Source organism: Paenibacillus sp. 598K (assembly GCF_003851045.1).
GTDB lineage: Bacteria > Bacillota > Bacilli > Paenibacillales > Paenibacillaceae > Paenibacillus_D.
The window spans coordinates 1-11,450 of record NZ_BFBX01000063.1 but is presented as its reverse complement, the minus strand read 5'-3'; the positions used below and the strand labels follow the sequence as shown (position 1 = coordinate 11,450).

Annotated in this window: 11 protein-coding genes and 1 pseudogene; 4 read left to right on the top strand and 8 right to left on the bottom strand. The window is 57.2% G+C overall.

Annotation, left to right across the window (positions count from 1 at the left end; all coding sequences use genetic code 11):
* Window positions 1-17 precede the first annotated feature (17 nt).
* The 4 genes from PA598K_RS18300 to modA all read right to left on the bottom strand — a co-directional run bounded on the left by PA598K_RS18300 (window position 18) and on the right by modA (window position 2,967).
* Window positions 18-971: a hypothetical protein gene (locus PA598K_RS18300; RefSeq protein ID WP_128658349.1), complete on the bottom strand. Its 954-nt coding sequence runs from the start codon at window positions 969-971 to the stop codon at window positions 18-20.
* Window positions 972-978: 7 nt separating this feature from the next.
* Complete coding sequence (locus PA598K_RS18295; protein WP_260405482.1) at window positions 979-1,182, bottom strand: PEP-utilizing enzyme; 204 nt, start codon at window positions 1,180-1,182, stop codon at window positions 979-981.
* A gap of 259 nt (window positions 1,183-1,441) precedes the next feature.
* Window positions 1,442-2,101, bottom strand: coding sequence for a molybdate ABC transporter permease subunit (modB, locus tag PA598K_RS18290; RefSeq protein ID WP_128658348.1), 660 nt, complete (start codon window positions 2,099-2,101; stop codon window positions 1,442-1,444).
* The gene (modA, locus tag PA598K_RS18285; protein WP_128658347.1) at window positions 2,098-2,967 is read right to left on the bottom strand and encodes a molybdate ABC transporter substrate-binding protein; all 870 of its coding nucleotides are present in this window, start codon (window positions 2,965-2,967) and stop codon (window positions 2,098-2,100) included. Before modA ends, modB begins: the two co-directional genes overlap by 4 nt.
* A gap of 196 nt (window positions 2,968-3,163) precedes the next feature.
* On the opposite strand from modA, the gene trhO reads away from it, so the two are divergent.
* Window positions 3,164-4,075 carry an oxygen-dependent tRNA uridine(34) hydroxylase TrhO gene (gene trhO, locus PA598K_RS18280; protein ID WP_128658346.1) on the top strand — a complete coding sequence of 304 codons (912 nt, stop codon included), beginning with the start codon at window positions 3,164-3,166 and terminating at the stop codon, window positions 4,073-4,075.
* A gap of 82 nt (window positions 4,076-4,157) precedes the next feature.
* On the opposite strand, the gene PA598K_RS18275 is transcribed toward trhO, so the two are convergent.
* From PA598K_RS18275 to PA598K_RS18260, 4 genes are all read right to left on the bottom strand, one after another.
* Window positions 4,158-5,171 (bottom strand): alpha/beta hydrolase, encoded by a 1,014-nt coding sequence (locus PA598K_RS18275; RefSeq protein WP_128658345.1) that lies wholly within the window; start codon window positions 5,169-5,171, stop codon window positions 4,158-4,160.
* Between the two features lie 152 nt (window positions 5,172-5,323).
* On the bottom strand, window positions 5,324-6,469 hold the full coding sequence (locus PA598K_RS18270; RefSeq protein ID WP_128658344.1) for a YncE family protein: 1,146 nt from the start codon (window positions 6,467-6,469) through the stop codon (window positions 5,324-5,326).
* A 245-nt stretch (window positions 6,470-6,714) separates the two neighbouring features.
* On the bottom strand, window positions 6,715-8,097 hold the full coding sequence (locus PA598K_RS18265) for a sensor histidine kinase (RefSeq protein WP_128658343.1): 1,383 nt from the start codon (window positions 8,095-8,097) through the stop codon (window positions 6,715-6,717).
* Window positions 8,094-8,768, bottom strand: a complete 675-nt coding sequence (locus tag PA598K_RS18260; RefSeq protein ID WP_128658342.1) for a response regulator transcription factor — start codon at window positions 8,766-8,768, stop codon at window positions 8,094-8,096. The genes PA598K_RS18265 and PA598K_RS18260 overlap by 4 nt, the downstream gene beginning before the upstream one ends.
* A gap of 317 nt (window positions 8,769-9,085) precedes the next feature.
* On the opposite strand from PA598K_RS18260, the gene PA598K_RS18255 reads away from it, so the two are divergent.
* From PA598K_RS18255 to PA598K_RS18245, 3 genes and pseudogenes are all read left to right on the top strand, one after another.
* The gene (locus PA598K_RS18255) at window positions 9,086-9,745 is read left to right on the top strand and encodes a class I SAM-dependent methyltransferase (protein ID WP_128658341.1); all 660 of its coding nucleotides are present in this window, start codon (window positions 9,086-9,088) and stop codon (window positions 9,743-9,745) included.
* Between the two features lie 104 nt (window positions 9,746-9,849).
* Window positions 9,850-10,509, top strand: coding sequence for a class I SAM-dependent methyltransferase (locus PA598K_RS18250; protein WP_128658340.1), 660 nt, complete (start codon window positions 9,850-9,852; stop codon window positions 10,507-10,509).
* Window positions 10,510-10,734: 225 nt separating this feature from the next.
* Window positions 10,735-11,450: pseudogene (locus tag PA598K_RS18245) on the top strand (collagen-like protein); the annotation flags it as partial.

The window sequence follows — 11,450 nt, the reverse complement described above, 5'->3', positions numbered from 1 at the left end:
TTATACTCGATTTCCCGTCAAGGAACGATGAGATATCGCAATTGCTCCTCATAAGCGGGCTTCCGATTAGACACGCGTCCTAGATGATCGTAGAAGCTGTGGGCAAACTTGAAGACATGGCCGAAATCCCAGTCGATGCCGCTATAGTCCCGCTGCCAGTAGCGCTCGTCGGTCGGCAGCCACCGCCCCCGCTGCGCAGGCTGCAAGGGCAGCCGATCGACTGGCGAGACGAGGCGGACCGGGTCGTCATGCGGCAGATCGATGCTGCTGCGCAATACCTTGACCAGCTTCAAGAGCGGCGGCACCCCCCGCTCGAAGAAGGAGACATGACCCAGATCGAACAAAATATTGAGCGCATGCGCATAGGTCAACATATGGCCCATCAAGTCGTGATGTGCCTCCGCGCGATAAATGACGGGGAAGGCAGCCAGTTGCTCCAGGACAAGCGTCGATAGCTCTCTCGGATGCGAAATGGTCGGGAAGCCATCCTCTACAGTCACCTGCATCCGACGCACCTCTGCTGCCGAGTAGCCGATCCACGACCGACCGGGGATCGTCCGCTCGAAGGCACGGATGAGCGCGGTCAGACCGCTCAGTTGTTCACTGCTCCCCCAGCGTTGCAACTGATGGATCGCCAGCAAGCTGGAGGCGCTGTAGATGACAGGATGCCCGACCCAGTGCAGCTCGCCGATCGTACTATCGAGCGCGTCGAGGATGGCTGTTGCGGCAGTCGTCTCCTCGCATCCGCTATCGCTGTCAGCTGCGGCATATGCCGGATCGAGCGTTGCCTTCACCATAGCTGCGGCCTGAGCTTCGACACGCGCCGCGGACTGCGGCGACAGCCAGCCCGAGGACGCGAACAAGGCGCTGCCGATGGCAGCGGCCCCGTAATGGGCATCCCAGATGTCGTTGGTCTGCTCGCGACAGGCTGCGATAATCGTTAGTCCGTCTGTTAATAGTTGTGTGTTCATCGCTCTATTATAACAGCTCGACGTAGCCTGCGCTCCCGTGCAGACGGATGCGCTGGCCGTCCCGGATGCGCGAGGTGGCGCCCTCGACGCCGACGACAGCTGGCAGCCCATACTCGCGAGCGATAACTGCCCCATGGGTCATCCGTCCGCCGACCTCGGTGATCAGACCTGCGACTGAGTCCGGTGGCATGACGGCGGTCGAACTCCCTATATTCTAAAAAAACTGGCCTCCTTGCTTTTGCAAAGGGCCAGTTTTTTATGTACCTGCATTAAAAAGGGTCTTGCGCGTCTCCGACACAGCATCTCGCGTCAGGCAGCCCCGCTCCCCTTGTCTATGTTCCTTGCCCGCGCCTAGCTACCTAGCACATATGGGGCGCGCCGACTTCCAGAATCATTCGACACCCACCATCCTTGCGAGCTCTCAGCACGGAGGTTGCGTTGCTGTGCGACAACAGCAGTCGGCAATCCGGCTATCCTTTCCTCGCGAACCATAGCATGATAAACGAGATGACGACGACCGATCCCGTCCATACCCATGCCATCGTCAGATTGCCGGAGTCGACGGCGACGTAGATCGCGGTCGGCACCGTCTGGGTCTTGCCGGGAATATTGCCTGCGATCATCAACGTCGCGCCGAACTCCCCGAGGCTGCGGGCGAAGCCGAGGATAAAGGCTGAGACGAGCGAGCGCTGCGCCAGCGGCAGCGTAATGTAGCGGAACACCTGCCACTCATTGGCACCGGTCGACCTTCCCGCATCCTCCAGATCGCGGTCGACCGCCGCCAGTCCCACCTTCATCGTCTGGTAGACGAGCGGAAAGGCGACGACGACGGCAGCGATGACGGCAGCCCACCAGCTGAAAATGATCGGCGCCTGGAAGACCCGCTCGGCCAGCTGCCCGAGCCAGCTCTTGCGCCCAAGCACCACGAGCAGTACGAACCCGACGACCGTCGGCGGCAGCACAAGCGGCAGCATGAACAACGTCTCGATCACCGTCTTGCCTCGGAATGTGCGGCGGTTCATCCACCAGGCAGCGGCAACGCCCAGCAGCGCGACCAGGACGCTGGCGAGCAGCGCGACCTGCAGCGACAGTCGGATCGGCGTCCAGTAGCTCTGCCAGTCCAGACTCATCGCGACGCAGGGATGGAAAATCCGTAGCGCTCGAAGATGCCCAGCGCCTCATCCGTCTGCAGATAGGTATAAAGCGCCTCGGCTTCGTCGGGATGGTCGGTGTCCTTGATGATGCCGATCGGATAAGTGACTGCCGGGTACAGCGCAGCGTCTACTGCAAAGGCGATGTCTACTTGGTCAGTCGAGAGCGCATCGGTCTTGTAGACGAAGCCGGCCTCGGCATTGCCGGTCTCGACGTACTGGAGCACCTGCCGCACATCCTTGGCCTGGACCGTCTTGGGGGTCAGGTCGTCCCACAGATTCGCGGCGGTCAGCGCTTCCTTCGCATAGTTGCCTGCCGGTACGCTCTCCGGGATGCCGATCGCCAGCGTGCGGATGTCTGCGAGCTTCAGATCCTCCAGTCCATCGAGCGAGAAGGCCGCATCCTTCGCCGTCACAACGACCAGCTCATTGTTCAGCAGCGCGGTGCGCTGACTGGCGTCGATCAGTCCTTTCTCCACGAGCGCTTCCATGTTCTTGGACGCCGCGGAGAGGAACAGATCGGCGGGTGCGCCCTGCTCGATCTGCTGCTGCAGCGAGCCGGAGGCGCCGAAGTTGAAGCGTAACGTGACATGCGGGTGCGTTGCTTTGTATTGTTGCTCGATCTCCTGCAGAGCATCGGTCAGACTGGCTGCGGCGGATAACGTCAGCTCCACATCCCCCTTCGGCAATTCTGCGGCTGGTTCCTCAGCCTGGTTTTGCGTTGCCGGGGTCGACTGCGCGGGAGGCGTCGAGTTTGCTTGCTGGTTGTTCGCGCCGCATCCCGCGAGCAGCAGGCTACTGGCCAATACGGTCGCAAGCGAACCTTGCAGCATCCATTTCTTCATGACATCCACCACTCCTATTTATATCTAAATATATCTACTTATAATTAAATATAATATATCGCCCTGCGATTGTTTACAAGTCAAGATTTCACATGCCTACAAAAGTCGAGCCAATTGAGGTATACTAGGGTATGTCTGCATACTCCGAGGGTAGCAGATTGTGCAAGTATACATTCAGACAAGTCAGGAGAATCACATGGAAAAGCTACCTTACCGCATCTTGCTGTATTATAAATATGTCCATCTCGACGACTATGAGTCCTACGCCGCCGAGCACCTCGCCTACTGCAAATCGCTCGGAGTCAAAGGGCGCATCCTGATCGCCGAGGAAGGCATCAACGGCACACTCTCCGGCACGGTCGAGCAGACCGACGCTTACATGGCGCATATGCATGCGCAGGAACCGTTCAAGGATATGGTGTTCAAGATCGACGAGCATGACGGCCATGCCTTCAAAAAGCTGTTCGTGCGTCCGAAAAAGGAGCTGGTCACGCTTCGTTACGAGAAGGATCTGGACCCGAACAAGCTAAGCGGCAAGCGTCTGTCGCCCAAAGAGTTCCATGAACAGCTGCAGCGGGACGATGTCATCATTGTCGATGGTCGCAATGATTACGAGTACGATCTGGGACACTTCCGCAACGCGATCCGTCCGACGGTGGAGTCGTTCCGCGAATTCCCCGAGTGGATCCGTGCCAACCTGCCGGATGCCAAGGACAAGACGATCCTCACCTACTGCACAGGCGGTATCCGTTGCGAGAAGCTGACCGGCGTGCTGCTGAGCGAAGGCTTCACGGACGTCGCCCAGCTCGATGGCGGCATCGTGACGTATGGCAAGGACCCTGAGGTTCAGGGTCGACTGTTCGACGGCAAGATGTATGTATTCGATGAGCGGATCTCTGTCCGGGTCAACCAGACGGACGAGGATGTCACCGTCGGCAAATGTCATCATTGCGGCACCCCGACCGATCATTACATCAATTGCGTCGACGATACATGTCACCTGCAGCATCTGGTCTGCGATAGTTGTCTGGATGCTCACCAGGGCTACTGCTCCGACGAATGTCTGGCGCACGATACAGGCTCCGATGTCGTACCGGCGTCCAATTAATCCTGAGCGTCCATTACAGGACGACATCCCTCTATAAAAAAGGTTCCGCCCTCAACCGGGAGCGGAACCTTTTTTTTCTACCTCAAGGCGTTGTGCCTTGAGCTTGCTGTAAAGAGCGCCAGAAGGTATCGAACTGCGCGGCAATTTCCTTCCAGTGCGTATGGTGCAAATAGTGCTCGCCGTCCATCGTGACGAGCTGCCCGTAATCGGAAGCGTCGGCCTGCTCCTGATGCAGCTCGACCCAGGTCGGGAAGCTTGCGTTGTGGGCCTGAGCGAAGAGCAATACCGGTAGCTCCGCCGGGAAGGCGCGGCCCTGAATTGCCTTGAAGTTAGAGCCGATATGGCGCATTTCGTTCATGACGGTCGGGTTGTTGCCGTAGACTCTTGAGATCCGCTTTATTTGTGTCTTGGTCGCCTCGTCAAAGCCGGAACCAGCATAAGGGTCGCCGCCGAACATCGTCCCGATCCGGATCAGGCCGGATTGCTTGGCGAAGCGGAACAGGCTAACCGGCAGCTCCACATCCATATTGGGCTGGTTCGGCACGCTGCTGTCGATACCGATAAAGGCTTTCACCTCATCAGGATACGTATCGACATACTCGATTGCATAGATGCCGGCGATCGAATGCCCCATCAGGATATAGCGGTCGATCGCCAGCTGCTGCAGCGCCTCGTGCACCTCGCTGACGATCTGCGGCGCGGTGCGGTCTGGCTCGGCGCCATCGCTTAGCCCGTATCCGAACGGCTCGATCGCCACTACCTTATACGACGGCGACAGTTCGTCGATCAGCAGCTTGAAGTCGAGCGCTGGTGCTGCTGTGCCGTAGCCCGGCAGGAGCACGATCGTCTCCTCGCCCTCCCCTTGGATAAGGACATTCATCTGTTTGCCGTCCACTGTAACATGCTGGCCATAAGGCTCGATCTTGCCTTTATCGATGGCATTGCCGACGAGATTGACGATATAGATCACCGCCATTAACAGCACCAGTGCACCGACCAGGCCCAGCGCCACATAGCCGAGTTTGCGCCATCCCTTCCTCTTTGCAGCCCCGCTGTCTCTACCGATCGTTCCGTTGTTTATTGCTTGCTCCTTCATCCTCGTCCTCTCCTGTCTTCATTCGGATCCAGCCCGTCACATCCAGGCGATGTATCTTAGTGTAGCTTGCCCAGATGGACAGACGATGACGCCAATATGAACAGAGCATGAACGGAGCGATTATCCCAAGCAACCGGAGGCGGGTTCGGGCATTAGCTGGACTGATTGCTATAACCGGAGATCACGTTTCGGACCGTGATGTCATTTCCTCCAATCTGAATCCGGTTTTGAGGCAGCATCGTTGCCAGATCAATCGAAAGTACCGAGTTGATCTCTGCCACATACGCCTTTTCGTCTGAGAAGAAGGTCATATCGCCCACCACATCAAGCGCAACAAACTCGTATTGCAAGCTTTTGACATCGATGACTTGCAGACCGCCCGTCGGGAGCAAGGTCGGTTGAACGGTGACGCCCACATACGTTTGACTTCGTGAAGTGCGGATGACATCCTGGCCTTTGTAGCTGGAGAGTTCGATGAAATTTCCATAGGTGATGTTCCTATCCTCATCAATTTTCAGATTAACAAATACTTTTAGGTAGTCCTTGTTTTCTCTCGTGGTGCAGAACAACATGTTGTTGTCCAGGTAGACCCCGGATACCGTATTGTCCAGCAAGCTGGTTGAGTTAAAATTATAGGGAGCATGTCCAACAAAGTACGCTATACCCACTTCTGCAAGCGAGACAAGCGTGCTCCCATCCGGGCGAATGACCAAGGGGTTGCGGGTCTCGTCAAAGGCAAGGGGCAGCTCAAAGTCAAGTCGATATACTGTATCATCCTCAATGCCAATGTAAGCGAGGTAATCCTCCCCATTATCACGCTTGCAGGCAACATAGACAAAAGGGCTTTTTTCGTTGCTAATAAAGGCGAACGGTCTGCCAAGAACACCTGGTTGCAGGCTAGGCATGCTCAGCTTCTTAATCCAACCATTCGTAACGGCATTAATAATCGTCACGCTGTAATCTCCATAACTGGCTACATAGGCTTTTTTACCGCTAGGCTCTACGAAGACAGCTACTGGATTCGTGCCAACGGTAACCGAACCAAGCGGCCTAAAGTCATCTAACCTAAAGATGTTGACCCTGTTCAAGTAGTCATCCGTCACGTAAAGCTTCTGCTCAGAGGGGTCAGTGCACATCGCGGAAGGGCTGAAAAATCCCGTCAAGCGTTGGATAATCTCATCGCCATCAGGATCAATCACAGCGACTTGTCCGACGTTACGATTGTTTACATAAGACGCATAGACAAAAGGAAGGCCATTAGGTAAATTCCTGCTACGGTTTGCCTTGTTCGTAATCATAGATGAAAACCCCTTTCGTGATGACAGCTAACCAATAGGACTCGCCGGGCCCGGCGGACGGACAACCAGATAGACAGGAGCGCAGATGCTAACTCTATGCCGTCTCAGGCTGTCTGCTATACGTTATGTACAAGTCCTCAGGCCTGTACAAGCCATATGTCCCATCATGCTAAAAAAGGGCGCGAGTTCCCCCTCGCGCTCCTCCGCTGTAAGCCCGCTGACCCTGTATTCCTGACAGTTTAGACTTAGCCCTCCTTCCTCCCTGCCGCCTCCTGCGGCAACGTCACAGTCATGCTCGTCCCGCGGCCGGTCTCGCTCTCCACCTCGATCCGCCCGCCATGGAGCGAGACGATCTGTCGGACCACCGCCAGACCGATCCCGCTGCCGCTGCCGCCGACGGTACGACTGTGCGAGCGATCCCCCTTGAAAAATCGTTCGAAGATTCGCTCCCGATCTTCCGGCAGGATGCCGATGCCATGATCTGTGACCCGCACGCTCCACTCCTGCCCCACCTGTCGCAGCGCAACCTCGATGACGCTGTGATCGGGAGAGAACTTGATGCTGTTGCCGATGATGTTGGTCCATACCTGATAGAGCAGATCCTGATCCGCCGTAATCCGGGCGACCTGCAGCTCGAGTTCGAAGCGGATGCTGCGCGGCGCCCACTTCGGTTCGAGCGCGATGATCGCTTCCCGGAGCTGCTCATCAAGGCGATAGTCGATCGGCTGCAGCTGGCGGGATTCGGACTCCAGCAGGCTAAGCTTGAGCAGATTATCGCTCAGCTTCGAGAGACGATCCGCTTCGTCGACGATGATGCCAAGGTAGCGGCTGCGCGCAGCGTCGTCCGCCGGCAGGAGCTGCAATGCTTTGGCATACCCCGAGATCGAGGTAAGCGGCGATTGCATCTCATGCGAGACATTGGCGACGAATTGCTTGCGCAGCTCCTCAAGCTGGCGCAGATCGCGCGTCATGCGCTCGAAGCTGCGCGCCAGCACGCCCAGCTCCCCGCCCTGCCGGATATCCAGCTTGACCTCAAAATCGCCGCCAGCGATCTGCCGGGTCGCCCGGGTCAGCTGCTGGATCGGCCGGACCAGGAAGACCGCGGCGGCCAGCATGACGAGAATGCCGACGGTTAACGCATAGATCATAAAGTTAAGCGCCCAGGTCTTGATGAACGACGCCGACGGAGGCCCCTTCGAGTCGATGAACAAGGCTTGCTGGACTGGACCGATGGCGAAGGGCAGTCCCACCCGTGTCGTTGAGATGCCCGTGGCATTAACCTGCACCGACTCGCCGCTCAGCACTCGCCGGATCTGTGTCTCGGATATGTCGTCCGGGCTATATCCCTCCTGCTCCCCATAAGCTCGATAGCGGCCCTGGGCATCATAGATACGGATATAGTGCGATTGCAGCTGCTGCATCCCGCGTATGTAAGTCTCGGCTTCATCCGCAGGCAGCGTATCGTAGAGCCGGATGATGTCCATCCCCAGGTAGCGCAGCGGCAGCTGCAAGTTCTCTTCGAGCTGCTCGCGGAACAGCCGGGTCGACAGGAAGTAGGAGATCAGCGTCCCGCCGATCACCGCGACCAGGAAGATGAGGACGACCCGTGTATACAGCGACCGGGTCATGCCCTGACCTCCAGCCGATACCCGAGACCGCGCACCGTCTCGATGCCGAAGTCATCGACCGAGGCGAACCGCTCGCGCAGTCGCTTGATATGGACGTCGACTGTCCGGTAGTCGCCCTCGTAGTCCATCCCCCAGATCCGGTCGATCAGCTGATCGCGAGTGAACACCTGTCCCGGCGACTCGGCGAGCTTGCATAGCAGCTCGAACTCCTTGAGCGGCAAGCTCATCGTCTCCTCGCCGCGCATCACCTTGTACGTCTGCCGATCCAACACCACGCTGCCCAGCCGGATCGTCTGCGTGGCGGCGATATTGCGTCGCTTCAGCAGCGATTTGACCCGGGCCAACAGCTCCAGCGGGTCGAAGGGCTTGGTCAGATAATCGTCTGCCCCCAGCTCGAAGCCCTTGACCTTCTCCCATGTCTCGCCTCTGGCGGTCAGCATGAGCAGCGGCAGCGACGGATCGGCGCTGCGCAGCTCCTTGACGAGCGTCCAGCCGTCGATGACCGGCATCATAATATCGAGCACGACCAGATCGACCGGCTCGGCAGCATAGCGCTCCAGCGCCTCCTTGCCGTCAGCGGCCTCGATCACGCGATAACCCTCGTTACGCAGGAACAATCCGACGAGCTCGCGGATCGGCGCTTCATCGTCAGCGACCAGTATCGTTGTCATCTTTTCCCTCTTCTCCTTATGGCTATGTAGTAGCAGCAAGTAGCAATGATGCCTTCATTATAGCGCATTGGCCACAGGAGCATGCAAGCCAGCGTAAGCGGCGACGGGAGACGTGAGATGATCTTCGAGCTCGACCGATTGCAGCGGCAGTTCGTCGAGACAGATCCACTAAAGCGTACAATTTGCAAGTATTGCGGAAATATCTGCTCCTTTAGATTAATGCACGGTTCAGACTGGCCGACAAAGGAATATGTTGCATAGGTAGTCTCGCTCTTCCTGTCTCACGAAAGTGTTTACTCAAATGAGGAGGTTTATCTATGCCGGATAACGAATTAACATCCCGTTTTTTTGTGGAGTCGGATGAGAAGATCGACAAGCTTATCCACACCCTTCCCAACACCTGGTGGAGTCGCAAATACGAATATGCCTGGGCCATGAGATTCGCCTCGCCTGAGGCCGTCGTGCTCGATGCCGCTTGCGGCGTCATGCATCCACTCAAGTTTGCGCTCGGCGAGCGCTGCCTGGAGACCCACGCCTGTGATCTCGATCGCAAGATTACATCCAAGGCGGCTATCATCGAAGAAGTCTCGCGCAATATTAGCGCCGAAGCAGCGAAATGGTATGAAGACCATTGGCAGAACAACCTTCATCTTGCTTACGCAGATCTGACAGACCTGCCATATATGGACGACAAGTTCGATATTGCCTTCTGTATATCAGTGTTGGAGCATATGCAAGCACGGGATCAAGAGCTCGCCCTGGAGCAATTTTATCGCGTCTTGAAGCCGGGCGGGCTCTTGATCCTCACCTTTGACTTCCCTGGCGTCGAGCTGGATGCACTCCCCGATATCGTGAGCGATGCAGGCTTTGAGTTTGCCGGAGACGTCGATCTCCATATGCCTCCAGATGCATTGCATACGGACATGTGGGGCGGCTTACTGCATTGCTTCCGCGCAGCGTTGCGCAAGCCGTTGTGAGTAGTTATACAAGAAGCCAGTGACTTTACGCTCGTCGGCGTGTAAACTAAGGGTGAACCGGGGTATGCCTTGGAGAGGATAATAGCTGGAGGTTAATCGATTCTATGGACACATTACTGGCATCCCGATTCATCCTGCGCTCCGACGAGCGCCAAGCAACATTGATTCACCCGCTGCCATCCACCTGGTGGAGCCGCCCTTATGAGTATTCGTGGGCGATGGCATTCGCCTCGCCGGAGGCAGTCGTGCTGGACGCGGCTTGCGGGATATCCCACCCCTTCAAGTTCGCGTTAGCCGAGCGCTCTCGCGAAGCGCATGCTTGCGATCTCGATCCGCGCATTACATCCAAGGCGGCGATCATCGAGGACATCAGCCGGGATTTTGGCGTCGAGGCTGCCGCATCGCAAGTGGACTATTGGCAAGAAGGCTTGCGCCTTGCGTGCGCCAACCTGACCGAGCTCCCTTACGAGGACGCGCTATTTGATCGCGTGTTCTGCATTTCGGTGCTGGAGCATATGCCTTTCAACGACCAGGCACTCGCGCTGAGGGAGTTCAGCCGCGTATTGAAGCCGGATGCCCTGCTCATCCTGACATTCGATTATCCTACTGTAAGTTTGGAAGACATTTCGATGCTGTTGCGCGACACGGGCTTCGTCTTTGCGGGCGAGGTCGATTACACTCTGCCGGAGGATGCGCTGCATACAGATATGTGGGGAGGCCTCCATTGCTTCCGCGCTGTGCTGCGCAAAGCCTCCGACTCATAGGACAAGAACTGCCGTACGAATGATTAAGCGCTTATCCAACCTCACGAGAGTGTTTCTGCAGCAATCAGCTGCCGGAGACACTCTTTTTGTTTGACTCCCCACCTCCAGCCTAACGTACAAAAATACTGTCAATTCCCCATTTCAGCGATATTTAGGTGTTTGGACAGTTCGTCTCCCTCCCGATCCGCATAGGATACGGCAGATTGAACATGAGGAGGTATGAACTTGTCCTATCCAAATATTCCAAATATCAGTCCCACGGTCATACTGACTCGGGACGATGTTGTGAACCTGCTCTTCTCTTCCATCGCGATGGAAGAGTTGGGACTAGCCCACATCATTAATGCCGAGGGTGAGAAGATCCAGTATGCGCTCGGTACGCTGGCCGGCGTCACCGGACCGGGCGCGACACTGGCGGATATCCTGCAAGTCAATCAGAGCGCCCAAGCGATGCTCGATACCGTCTTCAGGCAGGAAATGATGCTCGACTCCAAGCTGAAGACGGCATCCAACCTGCCCACCCTGATTGGGCCGCAGGGCCCTACGGGCGCGACCGGCCTGCCAGGCGGCGTGCTCAGCGTCAACGGTCAGACCGGCGTAGTCGTGCTCAACGCCGATGACGGCGTCTTCCCGATCAACAATGAATTGTCGCCGACAGGGGAGTTAAGCGACTACCGCGAGCCTGGGGTGTACAGCTCCTCCAGTCCGACCGGCCCCGGACCGAGCGATGGACCGGATGTGGAACATCCAGCCGTCTGGACAATCTACGTCTCGCGCGTCGGTCAATTTGTGCAGCAGTTGTACATCTCCAACCCATCGCTGTTCTACCGCAGCAGCCAGGATGGCGGCTTGACGTATCCTGAGGGCTGGATTCCCATTGGCACCGATGGCGCCACCGGGGCAACCGGCATTAGTGTCACCGGAGCGACTGGCCTTGCGGG